Annotated in this window: 16 protein-coding genes and 1 pseudogene; 13 read left to right on the top strand and 4 right to left on the bottom strand. The window is 72.0% G+C overall.

Annotation, left to right across the window (positions count from 1 at the left end; translation table 11 throughout):
* Window positions 1–103: 103 nt before the first annotated feature.
* The 8 genes from OG542_RS10610 (at window position 104) to OG542_RS10575 (ending at window position 8,918) form a co-directional block, all read left to right on the top strand.
* Window positions 104–784 carry a response regulator gene (locus OG542_RS10610; RefSeq protein ID WP_328410223.1) on the top strand — a complete coding sequence of 227 codons (681 nt, stop codon included), beginning with the start codon at window positions 104–106 and terminating at the stop codon, window positions 782–784.
* A 127-nt stretch (window positions 785–911) separates the two neighbouring features.
* The gene (locus OG542_RS10605) at window positions 912–3,668 is read left to right on the top strand and encodes a DNA translocase FtsK (protein WP_311128028.1); all 2,757 of its coding nucleotides are present in this window, start codon (window positions 912–914) and stop codon (window positions 3,666–3,668) included.
* Window positions 3,669–3,925: 257 nt separating this feature from the next.
* A complete protein-coding gene (locus OG542_RS10600) occupies window positions 3,926–4,774 on the top strand; it encodes a helix-turn-helix domain-containing protein (RefSeq protein ID WP_311128029.1) in 849 nt (282 codons plus the stop codon).
* Window positions 4,775–4,867: 93 nt separating this feature from the next.
* Window positions 4,868–6,346 carry a 30S ribosomal protein S12 methylthiotransferase RimO gene (rimO, locus tag OG542_RS10595; RefSeq protein WP_328410218.1) on the top strand — a complete coding sequence of 493 codons (1,479 nt, stop codon included), beginning with the start codon at window positions 4,868–4,870 and terminating at the stop codon, window positions 6,344–6,346.
* Complete coding sequence (pgsA, locus tag OG542_RS10590) at window positions 6,343–7,191, top strand: CDP-diacylglycerol--glycerol-3-phosphate 3-phosphatidyltransferase (protein WP_311128031.1); 849 nt, start codon at window positions 6,343–6,345, stop codon at window positions 7,189–7,191. Before rimO ends, pgsA begins: the two co-directional genes overlap by 4 nt.
* Window positions 7,188–7,733 carry a CinA family protein gene (locus tag OG542_RS10585; RefSeq protein WP_328410215.1) on the top strand — a complete coding sequence of 182 codons (546 nt, stop codon included), beginning with the start codon at window positions 7,188–7,190 and terminating at the stop codon, window positions 7,731–7,733. The genes pgsA and OG542_RS10585 overlap by 4 nt, the downstream gene beginning before the upstream one ends.
* A gap of 109 nt (window positions 7,734–7,842) precedes the next feature.
* On the top strand, window positions 7,843–8,223 hold the full coding sequence (locus OG542_RS10580; protein WP_003993396.1) for a helix-turn-helix domain-containing protein: 381 nt from the start codon (window positions 7,843–7,845) through the stop codon (window positions 8,221–8,223).
* A 224-nt stretch (window positions 8,224–8,447) separates the two neighbouring features.
* Window positions 8,448–8,918, top strand: a complete 471-nt coding sequence (locus OG542_RS10575) for a Dps family protein (RefSeq protein ID WP_189721884.1) — start codon at window positions 8,448–8,450, stop codon at window positions 8,916–8,918.
* Between the two features lie 395 nt (window positions 8,919–9,313).
* Here the strand turns inward: OG542_RS10575 and OG542_RS10565 are convergent, their stop codons facing one another.
* The 3 genes from OG542_RS10565 to OG542_RS10555 form a co-directional block, all read right to left on the bottom strand.
* On the bottom strand, window positions 9,314–10,078 hold the full coding sequence (locus tag OG542_RS10565) for an SDR family NAD(P)-dependent oxidoreductase (protein ID WP_328410211.1): 765 nt from the start codon (window positions 10,076–10,078) through the stop codon (window positions 9,314–9,316).
* A 32-nt stretch (window positions 10,079–10,110) separates the two neighbouring features.
* Window positions 10,111–10,941 (bottom strand): Fpg/Nei family DNA glycosylase, encoded by an 831-nt coding sequence (locus OG542_RS10560; protein ID WP_328410209.1) that lies wholly within the window; start codon window positions 10,939–10,941, stop codon window positions 10,111–10,113.
* Window positions 10,942–11,059: 118 nt separating this feature from the next.
* Entirely contained in the window at window positions 11,060–15,985 is a 4,926-nt protein-coding gene (locus OG542_RS10555; RefSeq protein WP_328410207.1) for an ATP-dependent helicase, read from the bottom strand.
* A 129-nt stretch (window positions 15,986–16,114) separates the two neighbouring features.
* Between OG542_RS10555 and OG542_RS10550 the strand changes: the two are divergent.
* From OG542_RS10550 to OG542_RS10540, 3 genes and pseudogenes are all read left to right on the top strand, one after another.
* A pseudogene (locus tag OG542_RS10550) lies at window positions 16,115–16,936 on the top strand (AraC family transcriptional regulator); the annotation flags it as partial.
* Between the two features lie 23 nt (window positions 16,937–16,959).
* Window positions 16,960–17,703 carry an AzlC family ABC transporter permease gene (locus OG542_RS10545; RefSeq protein ID WP_385867040.1) on the top strand — a complete coding sequence of 248 codons (744 nt, stop codon included), beginning with the start codon at window positions 16,960–16,962 and terminating at the stop codon, window positions 17,701–17,703.
* Window positions 17,700–18,011, top strand: a complete 312-nt coding sequence (locus OG542_RS10540) for an AzlD domain-containing protein (protein ID WP_328410204.1) — start codon at window positions 17,700–17,702, stop codon at window positions 18,009–18,011. The genes OG542_RS10545 and OG542_RS10540 overlap by 4 nt, the downstream gene beginning before the upstream one ends.
* Here OG542_RS10540 and OG542_RS10535 read toward each other — a convergent pair whose 3' ends face one another.
* Entirely contained in the window at window positions 18,012–18,959 is a 948-nt protein-coding gene (locus OG542_RS10535; RefSeq protein WP_328410202.1) for a hypothetical protein, read from the bottom strand. It abuts the gene before it with no gap.
* Window positions 18,960–19,039: 80 nt separating this feature from the next.
* On the opposite strand from OG542_RS10535, the gene OG542_RS10530 reads away from it, so the two are divergent.
* Entirely contained in the window at window positions 19,040–19,234 is a 195-nt protein-coding gene (locus tag OG542_RS10530; RefSeq protein ID WP_193476359.1) for a DUF3046 domain-containing protein, read from the top strand.
* A gap of 125 nt (window positions 19,235–19,359) precedes the next feature.
* A complete protein-coding gene (locus OG542_RS10525; protein ID WP_311128040.1) occupies window positions 19,360–20,631 on the top strand; it encodes an AI-2E family transporter in 1,272 nt (423 codons plus the stop codon).
* The last annotated feature ends 3 nt before the right edge of the window (window positions 20,632–20,634 follow it).

Below are 20,634 nucleotides of genomic sequence, written 5' to 3'. Positions count from 1 at the left end.
GACGGGCGACGTAAGGGAGTCGTCCCCTGGGGCGGCACCCACCGGTGCGTCCTCAGGTCCTGCGGACAGGGGAGGCCCCACGCCGGGGCGAGGAGGGCGGGCCATGGTGCAGAAGGCCAAGATCCTCCTGGTCGATGACCGGCCGGAGAATCTGCTGGCGCTGGAGGCGATCCTCTCTGCGCTCGATCAGACGCTGGTGCGGGCATCGTCCGGGGAGGAAGCACTCAAAGCGCTGCTCACGGACGACTTCGCGGTCATTCTGCTGGACGTCCAGATGCCGGGCATGGACGGCTTCGAGACAGCTGCGCACATCAAGCGGCGTGAGCGGACCCGGGACATCCCGATCATCTTCCTCACGGCGATCAACCACGGCCCGCACCACACCTTCCGGGGTTACGCGGCGGGCGCGGTCGACTACATCTCCAAGCCGTTCGACCCGTGGGTGCTGCGCGCGAAGGTCTCCGTCTTCGTCGAGCTGTACATGAAGAACTGCCAGCTGCGTGAGCAGGCGTCGTTGCTGCGGCTCCAGTTGGAGGGCGGCGACAAGAGCGCGGGCGGCGAGGCCAAGGACCCGGCCGGGCTGCTCGCGGAGCTCTCCGCGCGGCTCGCGGCCGTCGAGGAGCAGGCCGAGGCGCTGACCAAGCAGCTGAATGACGAGTCGACGGACGCGGCCGCGGTGGCCACGGCGGCTCATCTGGAGCGCAAGCTCACGGGGTTGCGGCGGGCGCTGGACGCGCTGGAGCCGGGCACCGGGAGTACGTCTTCGGTGCCTTCGCAGAACTGACCTGCGGGCGTGTGTGGTTGCCCGCCCATGAACACGCGTCAGTTTCGCGCCTCTTCCTGAGCGACACGAACGGGTGAAGCCGTAGGCACACGTGTCCCCTGCCGTCTGCACCGGTAACCTCACACCCATGGCCTCACGTTCCTCCGCAGCCAAGAAGCCGCCCGCGAAGAAGGCGGCCGCTTCAGCGAAGGCTCCGGCGAAGAAGGCCGCTGCCAAAAAGGCTCCCGCGAAGAAGGCGCCCGCCAAGAAGGCCGCGGCGAAGAAGCCCGCGCCCAAACCGGCACCCAGCCCGACCGGAGGCATCTACCGGCTCGTGCGCGCGGTGTGGCTCGGCGTCGCGCATGCCGTCGGTGCCGTGTTCCGAGGCATAGGGCAGGGCGCCAAGAACCTCGACCCGGCGCACCGCAAGGACGGCGTCGCGCTGCTGCTGCTCGGTATCGCGCTGATCGTCGCCGCCGGCACCTGGGCCGATCTGAAGGGCCCCGTGGGCGATCTGGTCGAGATCCTGGTCACCGGCGCCTTCGGCCGGCTCGACCTGCTCGTGCCGATACTGCTCGCCGTCATCGCCGTGCGATTCATCCGCCACCCGGAGCAGCCCGAGGCCAACGGACGCATCGTCATCGGCCTGTCCGCGCTGGTCATCGGCGTGCTCGGCCAGGTCCACATCGCCTGCGGCTCGCCCGCGCGCGGCGCCGGCATGCAGGCCATAAGGGACGCCGGCGGGCTCATCGGCTGGGCCATGGCGACGCCGCTGTCGTACGCCATGGGCCATGTGCTCGCCGTCCCGCTGCTCGTCCTGCTGACGGTCTTCGGGCTGCTGGTCGTCACGGCCACTCCCGTCAACGCCATTCCGCAGCGGCTGCGGCTGCTCGGGGTGCGGCTCGGGATCGTCCGCGACCCGTCCGAGGACGAGTTCGGCGAGGACGACGAGCGCTACGAGGAGCAGTGGCGGGAGGCGCTGCCCGCCCGGCCGCGCGGCAGGCGCACGCCGGCGCCAGCGGAGTACGACCCCGACAGCGCCGAGCAGGAGGCCCTCTCGCGGCGCCGCGGCCGTCCCCGGCGGTCCGCCGTGCCGCAGCCCGACATGGACCGGCCCATGGACGCCGTGGACGTCGCCGCCGCGGCCGCCGCCGCGCTCGACGGTGCCGTCATGCACGGGATGCCGCCCTCGCCGATCGTCGCCGACCTCACCCAGGGCGTGAGGGTGGGGGACCGCGAGGCGACCACGCCGACGCCCGTCCCGGCCGCCCGCCCCCAGCAGGACAGGGCCAAGCCCGAGCAGGACAAGCTCAAGCAGGACGAGCCCGGGCAGGAGAAGCCGAAGGCGGGCGTCCGCGACCTCACCAAGGCCCCGCCCTCCCAGCCCCGCGACCTGCCCCCGCGCGCGGAGCAGCTCCAGCTCTCCGGCGACATCACGTACTCCCTGCCGTCGCTCGACCTGCTGGAGCGCGGCGGCCCGGGCAAGGCCCGCAGCGCCGCCAACGACGCCGTCGTCGAGTCGCTGACCACGGTCTTCACCGAGTTCAAGGTGGACGCCAGCGTCACCGGCTTCACCCGGGGTCCGACGGTCACGCGCTACGAGGTCGAGCTGGGCCCCGCCGTGAAGGTCGAGCGGATCACCGCGCTGACCAAGAACATCGCCTACGCCGTCGCCTCCCCGGACGTGCGGATCATCAGCCCGATCCCCGGCAAGTCCGCGGTCGGCATCGAGATCCCGAACACCGACCGGGAGATGGTCAACCTCGGTGACGTACTGCGCCTGGCGGAGTCCGCTGAGGACGACGACCCGATGCTGGTCGCCTTCGGCAAGGACGTCGAGGGCGGCTTCGTCATGCACTCGCTGGCGAAGATGCCGCACATGCTGGTCGCCGGCGCCACCGGCTCCGGCAAGTCGTCCTGCATCAACTGCCTGATCACCTCGATCATGATGCGGGCGACCCCCGAGGACGTCCGGATGATCCTCGTCGACCCCAAGCGGGTCGAGCTGACCGCCTATGAGGGCATCCCGCACCTGATCACGCCGATCATCACCAACCCCAAGCGGGCCGCCGAGGCGCTCCAGTGGGTCGTACGCGAGATGGACCTGCGCTACGACGACCTGGCGGCCTACGGATACCGGCACATCGACGACTTCAACCGGGCCGTGCGCGAGGGCAAGGCCAAGCCGCCCGAGGGCAGCGAGCGGGAGCTCCAGCCATACCCGTATCTGCTGGTCATCGTCGACGAGCTCGCCGACCTGATGATGGTCGCGCCGCGGGACGTCGAGGACGCGATCGTGCGCATCACCCAGCTCGCGCGAGCGGCCGGGATCCACCTGGTGCTCGCCACGCAGCGGCCGTCGGTCGATGTCGTCACCGGTCTGATCAAGGCGAACGTGCCGTCGCGGCTCGCCTTCGCCACCTCGTCGCTGGCGGACTCGCGCGTCATCCTCGACCAGGCGGGCGCCGAGAAGCTCATCGGCAAGGGCGACGGGCTGTTCCTGCCGATGGGGGCCAGCAAGCCGACGCGTATGCAGGGCGCCTTCGTGACCGAGGAGGAGATCGCGGGCGTCGTCCAGCACTGCAAGGACCAGATGGCGCCCGTCTTCCGGGACGACGTCACCGTCGGCACCAAGCAGAAGAAGGAGATCGACGAGGACATCGGCGACGACCTCGACCTGCTGTGCCAGGCGGCCGAACTGGTCGTCTCCACGCAGTTCGGGTCGACGTCCATGCTCCAGCGCAAACTGCGCGTCGGCTTCGCCAAGGCCGGGCGGCTGATGGACCTCATGGAGTCCCGCAACATCGTCGGACCGAGCGAGGGTTCCAAGGCACGTGACGTTCTTGTGAAGCCTGATGAGCTGGATGGCGTGCTCGCGCTGATCCGGGGGGAGTCTGAAGGATAGGGAAGCGGTGGTCGCCTCGCGCGACGTGTACGCCGATCGGGTGTCCGGATCGTGACTCACCCGTTAGGGATCATTGAGCAACCGTTTCCCTCTGGCGTACGTCAAGTTGAGGGAGGCGAAAAGCACCGACCCCACCATCGGAATGTCGGGCCATTCCGATGGCGTACAAAGTGACACCGCCCGGTTGCCCCACCCTTTCATACCCCCCCTAGACTGAACTTCCAGCACAGGCGGCTACACGCTCGAAAGGCGCCCCCGTGTCCATCGGCAACTCCCCTGAAGACGAGCGTCCGTTCGAAGACGAGCGCGTCGAAGACGACCACGAGGAAGCCCGCCCCTCCATCGGCCGTGTCCTGCAGCAGGCGCGTATCGCCGCCGGACTGACCGTCGACGAGATCAGTAGCGCCACCCGGGTCCGCATGAACATCGTGCACGCCATCGAGGCGGACGACTTCACCGCCTGCGGCGGGGACGTCTACGCCCGCGGGCACATCAGGACCCTGGCCAAGGCCGTCCACCTCGACCCCGCTCCGCTGCTCGCCCAGTACGGCGACACGCACGGCGGACGTCCGGCGCCGACCCCGGCAGCTCCCCTGTTCGAGGCGGAACGCATCCGTCCGGAGCGGCGGGGGCCCAACTGGACCGCGGCCATGGTCGCCGCGATCGTCGTCGTGATCGGTTTCGTCGGGTTCACCATGTTCCAGGGCAGTGACGACAGCGCCGGCGAGGCCAATGTGGCCGAGGGCTCCACGCCCGGTGCGTCCGCCTCCCCGACCACCAAGTCCAAGAAGCCCGCCGAACCCAAGCCCGAACCCTCCGACAGCGCCATCGCGGCCGCGCCTCAGGACAAGGTGACGGTCCGGGTGGCCGCCGCCGACGGCCGCAGCTGGATCGCCGCCAAGGACCACAACGGCCGGATGATCTTCGACGGCGTCCTCAAGCAGGGCGATTCCAAGACCTTCCAGGACAGCTCGAAGGTGCACCTCGTCCTCGGGGACGCCGGCGCGATCGACCTCTTCGTCAACGGCAAGAAGATCGAGGACGACTTCCAACCGGGCTCCGTGGAGCGCCTGACGTACACGAAGGGCGACCCCGAGGCCGGGTGACCGCGCCGAAGGGGTGTCCGACGTACGGGGTTGGCCGGGATCGGCCAACCCCGTCGACGTGGGGTGTCAGCGGGACGAAGTACTCTTGAGCCCATGCCTGAACGCCGTACCGTCGCACTGGTCACCCTTGGCTGCGCCCGTAACGAGGTGGACTCGGAGGAGCTCGCAGGCCGTTTGGAGGCGGACGGCTGGCACCTCGTGGAGGCCGCCGAGGACGCGGACGTCGCCGTCGTGAACACCTGTGGCTTCGTCGAGGCCGCCAAGAAGGACTCCGTCGACGCCCTCCTGGAGGCCAACGACCTCAAGGGGCACGGCAGAACCCAGGCCGTGGTGGCGGTGGGCTGCATGGCCGAGCGGTACGGCAAGGAACTCGCCGAGGCACTCCCCGAGGCCGACGGCGTGCTCGGTTTCGACGACTACACGGACATCTCGGACCGGCTCCAGACCATCCTCAACGGCGGCATCCACGCCTCGCACACACCGCGCGACCGGCGCAAGCTGCTGCCGATCAGCCCGGCGCAGCGACAGGAGTCCGCCGCCGGGGTCGCGCTGCCCGGGCACGCCCCGGCCGACCTCCCGGAAGGCCTCGCTCCGGCCTCCGGTCCCCGCGCGCCCCTGCGCCGCCGACTGGACGGCACCCCCGTGGCCTCCGTGAAGCTCGCCTCCGGCTGCGACCGCCGCTGCTCCTTCTGCGCCATCCCGTCCTTCCGCGGCTCCTTCATCTCCCGCCGCCCGAGCGACGTGCTGAACGAGACGCGGTGGCTGGCCGAGCAGGGCGTGAAGGAGATCATGCTGGTCTCCGAGAACAACACGTCCTACGGCAAGGACCTGGGCGACATCCGCCTGCTGGAGTCGCTGCTGCCCGAGCTCGCCGAGGTCGACGGCATCGAGCGGGTCCGGGTGAGCTACCTCCAGCCCGCCGAGATGCGGCCCGGCCTGATCGACGTCCTGACCTCGACCCCGAAGGTCGCGCCCTACTTCGACCTCTCCTTCCAGCACTCCGCACCCGGTGTGCTGCGCGCGATGCGCCGCTTCGGCGACACCGACCGCTTCCTGGAACTGCTCGACACCATCCGGAGCAAGGCACCCGAGGCCGGCGTGCGCTCCAACTTCATCGTCGGTTTCCCCGGCGAGAGCGAGGCCGACCTCGCCGAACTGGAGCGGTTCCTGAACGGCGCGCGGCTGGACGCCATCGGCGTCTTCGGCTACTCCGACGAGGAGGGCACCGAGGCGGCGACCTACGAGAACAAGCTCGACGAGGACGTGGTCGCCGAGCGGCTGGCCCGGGTCTCGCGGCTGGCCGAGGAACTCGTCTCGCAGCGCGCCGAGGAGCGCCTCGGCCAGACGGTGCACGTGCTCGTCGAGTCCGTCGACGAGGAGGGCGTCTACGGCCGCGCCGCGCACCAGGCGCCCGAGACGGACGGCCAGGTGCGGCTCACGAGCGGCGCGGGGCTCGGCAGCGGTCGTATGGTCGAGGCGAAGGTGGTCGGTACGGAGGGTGTCGACCTGGTGGCCGAGCCCCTGCAGGGTTCGTTCGCGTCGCCTGCGTGGAGTGAGGAGGCGGGCAGATGACCGGTGTCCCGGCAGCTGCGGCGGGAGGCGCCTCCGGCGCGAGGAGGGCCGGGGCCGGTGCGGCCTCGGGGAAGGTGCCCGGGTCGGCGGTCGGCCGTACGGCCGCGCGGTCGGCTGAGGGCGGGACGTCCGGTGCGGGGCACGGTGCGGGTGGCAGTGGGGCTGTCGTCGGTGAGGGCTCGGACAGCGCCGGCCTCGACGCTCAGGGCGAGGAGAAGGGCGCGCGGGGCGGGAAGCTGACGGCCGCGGCCGTCAACCAGGCCAGTGTCTGGAACGTCGCCAACCTCCTGACCATGCTCCGGCTGGTCCTCGTGCCGGCCTTCGTGGCGCTGATGCTCGCGGACGGCGGATACGACCCGGCGTGGCGGGCCCTTGCCTGGGCTGCCTTCGCCATCGCCATGATCACGGATATCTTCGACGGTCACCTGGCGCGCACGTACAACCTGGTCACGGACTTCGGGAAGATCGCCGACCCCATCGCCGACAAGGCGATCATGGGGGCGGCGCTGATCTGTCTGTCCGCGCTCGGGGACCTGCCGTGGTGGGTGACCGGGATCATCCTCGGGCGGGAACTCGGGATCACCCTGCTGCGTTTTGTCGTCATCCGGTACGGCGTCATCCCCGCAAGCCGCGGAGGCAAGCTCAAGACCCTCACCCAGGGCGTGGCCGTGGGCATGTATGTGCTGGCACTGACGGGGTGGCTGGCCACCCTGAGGTGGTGGGTGATGGCCGCGGCGGTCGTTCTGACCGTGGTGACCGGGCTCGACTATGTGAAACAGGCCATTGTGCTGCGCAGGCAGGGAATCGCCGAGCGCAAGGCCGCGTTGGAGGAGAAGGAAGCGTGAGTTCCACGGCCACTGACGTGGTGCGACTACTCACGGTGAAGGGCAGGACGCTCGCCGTCGCGGAGTCGCTGACCGGTGGCCCCGTCGCGGTGGAGGTCACATCGGTGCCCAGGGCGTCCCGGGCCTTCCGGGGCTCCGTGACCGCCTGCGCCACCGAACGGGAGCATGAACCGCTCGGTGTCGACGCCACCGCGCCGGCGGCGAACGGGGCGGTGGATGCGCAGGTCGCGGGCCGGATGGCGGTCGGCGTGCGCAGGGCGCTCGATGCCGGCCGGGGCGTCGCGACCACCGGTGTCGCGGGTCCCGGGCCGCAGGACGGACGGGTCGTCGGGACGGGTTTCGTCGCCGCGGGCGGGCCCTTCGGGGTCGATTCCGGTTCTGCCGGCGGCGGAAAAGTGGAGGCTCTGCGGTTGAACGGCGACCGCGAGGAAATTCGTAGAGAGAGTGTACGGAGCGTACTCGCACTGCTCCTGAAGGAGCTTGCGGGCGAACAGACTGGGAATGAGCGGGCACAGGATACGGAACGGAACGGGGGGTTTTGATGTTTGCAGCCCTGAGTGAACACGACATCGCTCCCCGCACGGCCGCGGCGCAAGGCGGTACGGTGGGGCGTAATGGATGCGGCTACGCGGTCCGAGGAGGGAGCCACCGATGATTCTGCTCCGTCGCCTGCTGGGTGACGTGCTGCGTCGGCAGCGCCAGCGCCAGGGCCGTACTCTGCGCGAAGTCTCCTCGTCCGCCCGAGTCTCACTCGGCTATCTCTCCGAGGTGGAGCGGGGGCAGAAGGAGGCTTCCTCTGAGCTGCTCTCCGCCATCTGCGACGCGCTGGACGTACGGATGTCCGAGCTCATGCGGGAAGTGAGCGACGAGCTCGCCCTCGCCGAGCTGGCCCAGTCTGCTGCGGCCACCCCCAGCGAGCCTGTACCCACGCCGGTTCGTCCGATGCTGGGTTCCGTTTCGGTGACCGGTGTGCCACCGGAACGGGTGACCATCAAGGCGCCCGCCGAGGCGGTGGACGTCGTCGCCGCGTGAGCGTTTTCGCCTACGCGGCATGAAACGAACGGCGCCGACCAGGCGTTGAGTAGTGCTGAGGCCCCGGCCGGGCCTCTCCGGGCGATCCGGAGGGGTGCCCGCCCGGGGTTTTTGCTTGCACGCGGGCAGTCCGGCACCGGCTGCCCGTTTCGTGTGCGTTTGCCGGTGTGGCGTACGGCGGTCATCGTTGAGGGGACGGTGGGGGGCAGTCCACGGAGGTGCGGATGTACGTCGTGAAGAGCCCTTTGTCCGACGCGAGCTTGAAGACCGTGTCAGATGCGCTGCAAGGTGCCCTGGTCGACCTGGTGGATCTCGCCCTCGTGGCGAAGCAGATCCACTGGAACGTGGTGGGACCGCGCTTCCGCTCCGTGCATCTCCAGCTCGACGAGGTCGTCGACACCGCGCGGAAGTACTCCGACACCGTGGCGGAGCGCGCCGCGGCGCTCGGTGTCTCGCCCGACGGGCGGGCCGCGACGGTGGCCGTCGGCAGTGGAATCGGCGTGACCCCGGAAGGGTGGGTCGATGACACGACCGCCGTCGGGACACTCGTCGAGGCGCTGGGCGCGGTGATCGCGCGGATGCGGGAGCGGGTCGAGGCGACCGGCGAGCCGGACCCGGTGAGCCAGGACATCTTCATCGGGATCACAGCGGACCTGGAGAAGCATCACTGGATGTTCCAGGCCGAGAACGGGTGACGGAACCGGGTGATGGGACGGCCGGGCGCGATGCCGCCCGGCTTCGAGTGGTGCGCGGTGCGCCTGTGTGCCGTTGGTGCGCCCTGCCCGCGGGTCCGAGCGGCCGAATAGCGTCGGGCTGGAGGTGGCGGCCATGGCGGGCATAGGGCGCTGGGGGGTCTGGGGCTGGGGGGCCCGCGGGGCCGTGCTCGGGCTGGGGGTGCTGTGGTGGTGGGCCGTGCTCCGGCTGGCGGTCGTGCCCGGGGCCGGAATGCTGGAGGCGGCGGTCGCGGCCGGGGGGTGGGGGTTGAGCGTGTTGCCGGTGCACTGTGTGCCGAAGGGGCGGGCGAGTGGGGTGGTCGGTTCGGGGCGGTGGCGGAGGGCCTGGGGGGTGCGGGGTGATCAGGGGGCCCGCGCTACCACGGCATCGCCACACCCCCGTTCGGGCGGAGAATCTGGCCTGTGGTGAAGGCCGAGGCGTCGGATGCCAGGTGCAGGACCGCGTGAGCGATGTCCTCGGGCTCGCCCACCCGGCCCAGGGGCGACATACGGGCCATGACGGACTCCGCGTGCCTCTGGGCCTCGGTGTCGTGGCGGTCGGTCATCGGCGTACGGATCCAGCCGGGAGCGACCGCGTTGACGCGGATGCCGTGCCTGCCGACCTCCGTCGCGAGGGTCTTCGTCAGCTGGACCACCGCCGCCTTCGCCGCGCCGTAGCAGAGCAGCCCGGGGCCGCCCGTGTCGACGGCGCCCGAGGCCATGGTGACGATGCTGCCCCGGGTGCCGGTGGCGATCATCAGACGGGCCGCCTCCTGGCAGGCGTAGAGCACACCCTTGAAGTTCACGTCGAGCACCCGGTCGAGGTCCTCGTCCCGGGTCTCCAGTACGGGGCTGCTGTGCATGATGCCGGCGATCGCGGCCAGGGTGTCCAGGCGTTCGCAGGAGGTGATGGCCTGCCTCATCCGCGAGCGGTCGGTGACGTCGAGGGGGTGCGGATGGGCGGTGCCGCCGGTGTCCTTGATCAGGGTCGCCGTCTCGTGCAGGCCCTCAGGGTCGCGGTCCGCGCAGTGCACGGTCGCGCCCGCCTCGGCGAGCAGGAGGGCCGAGGCACGGCCTATACCGCTCGCGGCGCCGGTGACGAAGACGGTGCGGCCGGTGAGGTCGTACGCCGTGACGGGCATGCAGGGACCGTACGAGCAGATCTGACGGGCCGTCAATTGCCTGGGGTGGGCCGGATGCGTCTGGCCGGGGCCGGGGCGGGGCCCGGCTGGCAGGTGGGACACCAGTAGGTGGGACGTTCGCGGGAGCCGTCGCCCTGGTCGGCGACGCGGACGGAGGTCCGGCAGCGCAGGCAGGGGCGGGGAGCCCGGCCGTAGACGAAGAGGTCCTGGCCGCGGCGGCCCGTCGTGCTGCGGACCGGGCGGTCGCGGTTGGTCTCCAGCAGCTTCTTGGCCAGCGCGGGCAGCTTCGCGGCGCGTTCGGCGGGCAGGTCGCCCACGGGGAGCCAGGGGGTGACGCCGAGCAGGAAGCAGAGCTCGCTCTTGTAGACATTGCCGATGCCGGCGAGGTTGCGCTGGTCGAGCAGGGCCTCGCCGAGGGGGCGGGCGGGATCCTGGAGGACATGGACGAGGGCCAGGTCGGGGTCCCAGTCCGGGCCGAGGAGGTCCGGGCCGAGGTGGCCCACCGCGCGGTGCTCGTCGGTGGTGCGCAGGAGTTCCAGGACGGGAAGGCGGTAGCCGACGGCTGTGCTGTCGGCGTTTGCGAGGATCGCGCGGATCTGGTGGCCGGGGCCGCCGCTCCAGCCCCGGCCGTACGCGTAGACCTTCCAGGAGCCGTCCATCCGCAGGTGGGAGTGCAACGTCAGGCCGCCCTCCACGCGGGTCAGGAGGTGCTTGCCGCGCGGGGCGACGTCGAGGACCGCACGGCCCGTGAGGTCGGCCGTGGCGAACCGGGGCACCCGCAGGTCGCTGCGGGTCAGCACCTTGCCCGCGAGCGCGCCGTGCAGCCGCTTCGCGGTCTGCCAGACCGTGTCACCTTCGGGCATGGGTCAAGGGTGGCACGGGGGCGGGGTGGGCGGCCGGTGGCTTGGGCGGGGGCTCGTGGTGTGGTCGGTGGCTTGGGCGGGGGCTGCTGGTGGGCGTCCGCTGGTGGGCGGGTGGTGATCAGGCGCGGAGGCGGAGTCCGCGGGGCGTTGCGATGAAGCCCGCTTCTTCCAGGAGGGTGCCGATGGGGGAGGTCAGGGCCTGGGTGCCGTTGACCCGCTCCACCGTGACCGTGCCGAGGGAGCCAGCGCGGGCGGCTGCGGCGAGTGCCTCCGCCGCGGCGTGCAGGCGGGGGTCGTCGGTGGGGGCGCCGTCCGGGTCGGCGGCCCAGGCCAGCAGGGTCTTGCCGCCGCGCTCCATGTAGAGCGTCAGCTCGCCCTCGACGAGCACCACCAGGGAGCCAGCCTTGCGGCCCGGCTTGTGCCCGGCACCGGACGGGGGCTCGGGCCAGGCCAGGGCGGCGCCGTACGCGTTCGCCGGATCGGCGGCTGCGAGAACGACTGCCCGGGAGGCGGGGTCCGGGCGGGTGCGGCGGCCCGGGAACCCGGGGTCGTACGCCGCGCGTCCGCCGTTCTGCCAGGCGGGGGAGGCCTGCGGGGCGTAGTCGCGGGGCGAGACGTAGTCGCCCGGGGACGGCTGGGGTGCCGGGGTGTCGTAGGCGGAGCCGAAGTCGGGGAAGCCGTCGGGGCCGGGGTCGTCGGTGTGGTCGTTGGAGCGGGGTGCGTCGTCCAGCTCGGCGAAGTCATGGGCCGGGAACGGATCGAGGCCGGGGGCCGGAGGAGGGCCGGGCAGGTCCTCGCCGCGGTCGCGGGCGTTGGACACCGCGCGCAGGCGGTCCACGGCGCCGTCCATCGCGAACTGCGCCGCGCCGAGCCCCTCCACCACATAGCCGCGGCGGGCCTGGCCGCTCTCCTCGAAGACGGACAGGACGCGGTACGTCGCCGAGAACCCGCCCTCGACGCCCTCCGCCGAGACCGCGCCCCTGGTCACCACGCCGTGCCGGTCGAGAAGGGTGCGGGCGAGGGCGTGGGCGCGCACCGTGGGGTCCGGCTCGTGGGACGGGAGCAGGGACCAGCGGCCGGCCACGGTCGGCGGACCGGAGCGTGACGCGGCGGGACGGGCCGCGGCCGTCAGGGAGCCGTACCGGCCACGCGGGACCGCGCGCTTGGCGCGGTGGGCCGTGGATCCGGCCGTACGGCCCGAGCCGAGCAGGGAGCGCATGGGGGTGAGCGTGTCGTTCGTCAGGCGGCCGGACCAGGCCAGGTCCCAGAGCACGTCGGCCAGCTGGGGATCGGTGGCGTCGGGGTGGGTGGTGGCGCGGACCTGGTCGGCGATCTGGCGGAAGAACAGGCCGTAGCCGCCGGAGAGGGTGTCCAGGACGGACTGGTGGAGGGCGGTCAGTTCCAAGGGGTGCGGGGGCGGCAGGAGCAGGGGGGCCGTGTCCGCCAGGTAGAGGGAGACCCAGCCGTCCTTGCCGGGCAGCGAGCCGGCCCCGGCCCACACCACTTCGCCCGCGGCGGTCAGCTCGTCCAGCATCGCCGGGGTGTAGTTCACGACCCGGGAGGGCAGGACGAGCTTCTCCAGGGCGGAGGCCGGCACGGACGCGCCCTGCACCTGCTCGATGGCGCGCACCAGCCCGTCGATGCCGCGCAGGGAGTGGCCCTTGCCGATGTGCTGCCACTGCGGGAGGAACTGCGCGAGCGCGGCGGGCGCCACCGGCTCCAGCTCGTGCCGCAGGGCGGCCAGGGAGCGGCGGCGCAGTCGGCGCAGCACGGCCGCGTCGCACCACTCCTGGCCGATCCCGGCCGGGTGGAACTCGCCCTGGACGATCCGGCCCGCCGCGGCGAGCCGCTGGAGGGCGCCCTCGGTGACGGCCGCACCCAGGCCGAAGCGGGCCGCCGCCGTGGCCGAGGTGAACGGGCCGTGGGTGCGGGCGTGGCGCGCGAGGAGATCGCCGAGCGGGTCCTTGACGGGCTCCGTGAACGCTTCCGGGACACCGACCGGCAAGGCGGTGCCCAGGGCGTCGCGCAGCCGGCCCGCGTCCTCGATCGCCGCCCAGTGCTCTCTGCCCGCGATCCGAACCCGGATGGCACGGCGAGCACCGGCCAGCTCCTGAGCCCACTGGGGTTCGGCGCCCCGCTCCGCCAGTTCCGTATCCGTGAGCGGGCCGAGAAGGCGGAGGAGGTCCGCGACGCCCTCGGCGTCCTTGACGCGGCGGTCCTCGGTGAGCCACTGCAGCTCACGCTCCAGCTCGGTCAGCACCTCCGCGTCGAGCAGCTCGCGCAGCTCCGCCTGGCCCAGCAGCTCGGCCAGCAGCCGGGAGTCCAGCGACAGGGCGGCGGCGCGGCGCTCGGCGAGCGGGGAGTCACCCTCGTACAGGAACTGGGCGACATAGCCGAAGAGGAGGGATCGCGCGAAGGGAGACGGTTCGGCTGTGGTGACCTCGACGAGGCGCACCCTGCGGGACTCCAGGTCGCCCATCAGCTCGACGAGGCCGGGGACGTCGAACACGTCCTGGAGGCACTCGCGGACCGCCTCCAGGACGATCGGGAACGAGCCGAACTCGCTCGCCACCTGCAAGAGCTGGGAGGCGCGCTGCCGCTGCTGCCACAGAGGCGTGCGCTTGCCGGGGTTGCGGCGCGGCAGGAGCAGCGCGCGGGCGGCGCACTCGCGGAAGCGCGACGCGAACAGGGCCGAGCTGCCCACCTGGTCGGTGACGACCTGGTCGACCTCGCCCTTCTCGAAGACGACGTCGGCGGCGCCCACGGGGGCCTGCTCGGCGTCGTACTCCCGGCCCATCTTGACCGGCTCCTGGTCCAGCAGGTCCAGGCCCATCAGGTCGGCGTCCGGAAGGCGCAGCACGATGCCGTCGTCGGCGTGCATGACCTGCGCGTCCATGCCGTACCGCTCGGAGAGCTTGGCGCCGAGCGCCAGCGCCCACGGGGCGTGCACCTGGGCGCCGAAGGGGGAGTGCACCACCACCCGCCAGTCGCCGAGCTCGTCGCGGAAGCGCTCCACGACGATCGTCCGGTCGTCCGGGACATGGCCGCAGGCCTCGCGCTGCTCCTCCAGGTACGAGAGCACGTTGTCCGCCGCCCAGGCGTCCAGGCCCGCGGCGAGGAGGCGGAGGCGGGCGTCGTCCTTGGGCAGCGAGCCGACCTCGCGCAGGAAGGTGCCCAGCGCCCGGCCCAGTTCGAGCGGGCGGCCCAGCTGGTCCCCCTTCCAGAAGGGCAGCCGGCCCGGTACGCCCGGGGCGGGGGAGACCAGGACGCGGTCGCGGGTGATGTCCTCGATGCGCCAGGAACTGGTGCCGAGCGTGAAGACATCGCCGACGCGGGACTCGTAGACCATCTCCTCGTCGAGCTCACCGACCCGGCCGCCGCCCTTCTTGGGGTCGGCGCCCGCGAGGAAGACACCGAAGAGGCCGCGGTCGGGGATCGTGCCGCCGGAGGTGACGGCGAGTCGCTGGGCGCCGGGGCGGCCGGTGATCTCGCCGGTGACGCGGTCCCACACCACCCGCGGGCGAAGCTCGGCGAAGGCGTCGGACGGGTAGCGGCCGGCGAGCATGTCGAGCACCGCCGTGAAGGCGGACTCGGGCAGTGAGGCGAAGGGGGCGGCCCGGCGGACGGCTGCCAGCAGGTCGTCGAACTGCCAGGTGTCCAGAGCCGTCATGGCGACGACCTGCTGGGCCAGGACGTCCAGGGGGTTGGCGGGGACCCTGAGGGACTCGATGGCGCCGGTGCGCATGCGCTCGGTGACCACCGCCGCCTGGACCAGGTCGCCTCGGTACTTGGGGAAGACGACGCCGGTGGAGATCGCGCCCACCTGGTGGCCCGCGCGGCCCACGCGCTGGAGGCCGGAGGCGACCGAGGGCGGGGATTCGACCTGGACGACCAGGTCCACCGCGCCCATGTCGATGCCCAGCTCCAGGCTGGAGGTGGCCACCACCGCGGGCAGCCGGCCCGCCTTGAGGTCCTCCTCGACCAGGGCGCGCTGTTCCTTGGAGACCGAGCCGTGGTGGGCGCGGGCGATGACCTGGGGTGCGCCCTGGGCGGCTCCCGAGCCGCCCATCAGCTCGGCGGGGGAGTGATGCTCGTCGAGAGGCTCGCCCGTGGCTCGTTCGTACGCGATCTCGTTCAGACGGTTGCACAGGCGCTCCGCGAGGCGGCGGGAGTTCGCGAACACGATCGTGGAGCGGTGGGACTGGACGAGGTCGGCGATCCGCTCCTCGACGTGCGGCCAGATCGAAGGGCGCTCGGCCCCCTCCGAGCCGTCGGAGACGGGGGAGCCACCCAGCTCGCCCAGGTCCTCGACCGGGACGACCACGGACAGGTCGAACTCCTTGCCCGACTCCGGCTGGACGATCTCCACCCTGCGCTGGGGCGAGAGGAAACGGGCCACCTCGTCGACCGGACGGACCGTCGCGGAGAGTCCGATGCGGCGGGCCGGTTTCGGGAGGAGGTCGTCCAGCCGCTCCAGGGAGAGTGCCAGGTGGGCGCCGCGCTTGGTGCCGGCGACCGCGTGCACCTCGTCGAGGATTACCGTGTCGATACCGGTCAAGGCGTCGCGCGTGGCCGAGGTCAGCATCAGGAACAGCGACTCGGGGGTCGTGATCAGGATGTCCGGCGGGCGGGTGGCCAGGGAGCGGCGCTCGGCCGCCGGGGTGTCGCCCGAGCGGATGCCCACCCTGACCTCGGGCTCGGGCAGGCCCATCCGCACGGATTCCTGGCGGATGCCGGTCAGGGGACTGCGGAGGTTGCGCTCGACGTCCACCGCCAGGGCCTTGAGCGGCGAGACGTACAGGACCCGGCAGCGCTTCTTGGGATCGGCGGGCGGAGGGGTCGAGGCGAGCTGGTCCAGGGCTGCCAGGAAGGCGGCCAGGGTCTTGCCGGAACCGGTGGGGGCGACGACCAGCACGTCCGATCCCTCGTGGATGGCCTGCCACGCGCCGGCCTGGGCGGTGGTGGGCGAGGGGAAGGCACCCGTGAACCAGGCGCGGGTCGCGGGGGAGAAGCCGTCCAGGGCTCGGTGCGCGTTGCTGGGCATGCGTCCATCGTGCACCTCGGTACTGACAACGGGGCCTGCGGCCGTTGCGCCGGGTGCCCTGATGCCGGGCGGTGGGTCGGGGTCGTACGCGGGCGCGTGGGTTCCACTCGTCCCGCGGACAATGGTCGTATGACAGAGCGCGCGCGGCACTGGCAGTACGAAGAGCTGCCCGGGGTGGATCTGCTGCGGGCCCGGTACGTGCGGAAGACGTTCGTCCGGCATACGCACGAGAACTTCGTGATCGCCGCCATCGCCGACGGGGTGGAGGTGTTCCACCACGGTGGGGGTGATCAGTACGCCGGGGCAGGGGCTCTCGCGCTGGTGAATCCCGATACTCCGCACACCGGGCGGGCCGGTGTGCCCGAGGGGTGGCGGTACGGGGCCGTGTATCCGTCGGTCGACGTGGTGACGGAGATCGCGGCCGAGACGACGACCCTGCGGGGGACGCCGGGGTTCGTCAGCCCGGTGATGGACGATCCGTACGCCGTCGGTCTGGTGCACCAGGTGCTGCGGGCCGCCGACGAGGGCAACGCCTTGGCCGCGGACACGCTGCTGCGGGTCGCCGTGACCAGGTTGCTGCGGTTGAACGGTGGTCCCATGCCGCGGAGGCAGGTGCGGGCGGCGGGGGCCCGGATCGCGGCACGCGCGCGGGGGGTGCTCGAGGAGCGGATGGCGCAGCCGCCGACTCTGGAACAGCTGGCGGCTGATCTCGGCACCAGTCCGTTCGCTTTGCTGCGGGCGTTTCGGAACGCCTACGGGATGCCCCCGCACGCGTGGCTCACGGACGCGCGAGTCCGGCGGGCGCGGCGGCTGCTGGACCTCGGGACGGCGCCCTCGGAGGTCGCCGTGGCCGTGGGGTTCACCGATCAGCCGCACCTCAACCGGCACTTCAGCCGGATCGTCGGCGTGCCTCCGGGGGCTTATCAGCGCGAGCGCAAGAACGTACAAGACCTGGGGTAGCGGCTGCTCGTAGCGTGCGGGGCGTGGTGGATCGGACAGCTTTCAGAGATACAGGGACCGGTGGGAAGGCGGACCGCGCCGTCGTGCGGGACGCCTTGGGCGTGGGGGTGGCCGTCGGGCTCTCCGGGTTCGCCTTCGGGGTGACGTCGGCGGGCAGCGGACTCACCCTGATGCAGACGTGTGCGCTCAGCCTGCTGGTGTTCACCGGGGCGTCCCAGTTCGCCCTGGTGGGCGCGCTTGCGGCAGGAGGCAGTCCGTTCACGGCGGCTGCCGGGGCCTTCTTCCTGGGCGTGCGGAACGCCTTCTACGGCCTGCGGCTGTCACAGCTGCTGGCCCTCCCGCGCGCGGTGCGGCCGTTCGCCGCACAGTGGGTGATCGACGAGACGGCCGCCGTCGCGCTGGCTCAGCCCACGCGGCGCGGTGCGCGGATCGGGTTCGTCGTGACCGGGCTGAGCCTGTATGTGCTGTGGAACCTCACCACGCTGCTCGGTGCCCTGGGCGCCGGGGCCATCGGGGACACCGACGCGTGGGGGCTCGACGCCGCGGGACCCGCGGTGTTCCTGGCGCTGCTCGCGCCGATGCTGAAGACCGGCACCGAGCGGGCCGTCGCCGGGCTGGCCGTGCTGCTGGGACTCGGGCTGTTGCCCGTACTGCCCGCCGGGGTGCCGGTGCTGCTGGCCGCGCTGGCGGCGCCGGTCGTCCTCTGGGCGGACGGCCGGCGCAGGGGTGCGCCTGCTTCCCGGGAGGACGAGGCGTGAACGTCTGGATCGCGATCGGCGTGACCGTCCTCGGGTGCTACGCCGTCAAGCTGGCCGGGCTGCTGGTGCCGGCCGGAGGCCTGGAACGACCCGTCGTCAAGCGTCTTGCCGCGTTGCTGCCCGTCGCGCTGCTCGCGGCTCTCACGGCCGAGCAGACCTTCGCCGACGGGCAGACGCTGGTGCTGGACGCGCGGGCCGCCGGGCTCGCAGCCGCGGCCGTGGCGCTGATCCTGCGCGCCCCGTTCCTGCTCGTCGTCGCGGCGGCCGTGGTGGTGACCGCGGGGGTGCGGGCCATGGGGGCGTGGTGATCAGTCGATGGTGCGGCCGTAGGCGCTGAGGGTGCGCAGGGCCTCGATCGTCACGACCGGGCGGGCCTCCAGGGCGGGGGCCGGGGCCCGGTGGCGCCACCTGACGGGCCAGCCGCCGTCGTCTTGCTGCTGGGCCGCGAGGTGGTCCAGGGAGCGGGCCATCTCGTCGTCCGTGAACCACGCGCGCGCGAGGGAGCGCGGCGTCCTCGCGTAGTCGTACGGGAAGTGGTGCTCGCCGGAGGCGTAGCCGGGGGCGACCGGATACGCGTCCAGGTTGTCGGGGTCCAGGGCCACGAGGCCGTGTGCGCGTACCAGGCGGCCCAGGCGGTCGGCGGCCGTCTCCGCGCGCGGGCGGTCTGGGGCGGAGTCCAGGAAGGTCACGGCGGCCTCGATCTCGTACGGGTGCGAGCTCTCCAGGGACTCGACCGCCTGCCAGCAGAAGTCCGTGGCCCGGAACAGCCAGGCATGCCACACCTCGTTGCGGTGCAGCAGCCCCACCACCTGCCCGGTGGTCAGGAGGTCGCCGGGCGGGTCGGCCACGACCGGCGCGGAGGGAGCCGTCGGACAGTCGCGCCGGCTGGGGCGGATCGTCGCCGGGAGCGCGCCGTCCGCCGTGGAGACGGACGTCAGGTAGCGGCACACGCGTTCCACGCGCTGGCCGGCGCAGCGCGCCACGGCGTCCAGGACGCGCAGGGCGTGGGCGGTGTGCAGCGGCCGGCTGACCGGGCCGCGCAGATCGGGCTCCAGCGCGTGGCCGTACCCGCCGTCCTCGTTGCGGTAGGCGTCCAGCGCGGTCTCCACGGGGTCTGCGGCGGCGCCACGGAAGCGGTGGGCGAAGAGGCGCTGCTCGAGCACGCGCGCGGTGAGCCAGACGAAGCGCTCCGCGCGCGTGACAGGGCTGTGCGGCGCGGGCGTCGGGGGGAGTGTGGAAGCTCCTGATTCGGCCATGGGTCAGACCGTAGGGCGGAAACCGGTGCCGGCAGGCGGTCCTGGCTCAGGCCCACCCTCAGGGGCGGGATACTGGAGTCATGCGGTTGACGGTCTTCTGGCAGCGAATGGCGGAGCACTTCGGTCCGGGCTACGCCGACACCTTCGCGCGCGATCACGTGATGACGGAGCTCGGCGGGCGCACCGTGCACGAGGCGCTGGGCGCCGGCTGGGACGCCAAGGAAGTCTGGCAGGTGGTCTGCTCGGTGATGGACGTGCCGCGGGAGAGGCGCTGACCGACCCGGCACGGAGAGGGCCGGGCGGTCGCGGCAGACGGCCGACCGGTCGCACAGATCGCTGAGGGGTCACGAAGATCGCAGGCGGGCAGACGGCTGTCGGTGGCGTGGGTGAGACTTGGTCCGTGGCACCCACTGACGAGACCGGGCAGGAAGCCCAGCAGTCCTCCCCCTTCGGTACGACGCCGCCGACCGGGCCCCCCGCCGCCGGCGGAACCACCGGGCCGAACGGCCGCATGCCGCGCTGGCTGCCGCGTGCCATGGTGCTCGCGCTCGCCCTCGTCGCCGCGTTCCAGCTGGGCAGCTGGGCCTTCCACCAGGTCACCGGCCTGCTGATCAACATCCTCATCGCGTTCTTCCTGGCGCTCGCCATCGAACCGGCGGTGGGCTGGATGGCCTCGCGCGGCATGCGCAGAGGACTGGCCGCGTTCGTCGTCTTCATCGGCGTGGTGATCGTGTCGGCGGGCTTCGTCACGCTGCTCGGTTCCATCCTCGCGGACCAGATCATCAAGATGATCGAGGGCTTCCCGGAGTACCTCGACTCCGTCATCCACTGGATCAACACACACTTCAAGACCGACCTGAAGCGCGTGGACATCCAGGAGGGTGTGCTCCGCTCCGACTGGCTGCGCAACTACGTGCAGAACAGCGCCACGGGTGTCCTGGACGTATCCGCCCAGGTCCTCGGTGGTCTCTTCCAGCTGCTGACGATCGCGCTGTTCTCGTTCTACTTCGCCGCGGACGGCCCGCGACTGCGCCGCGCGCTCTGCTCCGTCCTGCCGCCCGCGCGTCAGGCCGAGGTGCTGCGCGCGTGGGAGATCGCCGTGATCAAGACCGGCGGCTACATCTACTCGCGCGGCCTGATGGCGCTGATCTCGGGCGCGGCGCACTTCGTCCTGCTGCAGATGCTGGATGTGCCCTACGCGCCCGTGCTCGCCGTGTGGGTGGGCCTGGTGTCGCAGTTCATCCCCACTATCGGCACGTATCTCGCGGGCGCCCTGCCCATGCTGATCGCGTTCACGGTGGATCCCTGGTACGCGCTGTGGGTACTGATCTTCGTCGTGGTCTACCAGCAGTTCGAGAACTACGTGCTGCAGCCCAAGCTGACCTCGAAGACCGTCGACATCCACCCCGCGGTCGCCTTCGGCTCGGTCATCGCGGGCACCGCGCTCCTCGGCGCCGTCGGCGCGCTGATCGCCATCCCCGCCATCGCCACGCTCCAGGCCTTCCTGGGGGCGTACGTGAAGCGCTACGACGTCACGGACGACCCGCGCGTGCACGGCCATCGCTGGCGGGGGGAGGGGCCGGGCCTGCTGGCGCGCACGAGGCGGCTGTGGGCACGGCGGCCAGGTGCGGAACGGCCGGAGGACGGGGGGCCCGGGCAGGGCTCCGCCTGACTC

It is taken from the genome of Streptomyces violaceus (assembly GCF_036014075.1).
GTDB lineage: Bacteria > Actinomycetota > Actinomycetes > Streptomycetales > Streptomycetaceae > Streptomyces > Streptomyces violaceus.
Note: the sequence above shows the minus strand (reverse complement) of the source record. Positions and strands in the feature narration are given on the sequence as shown.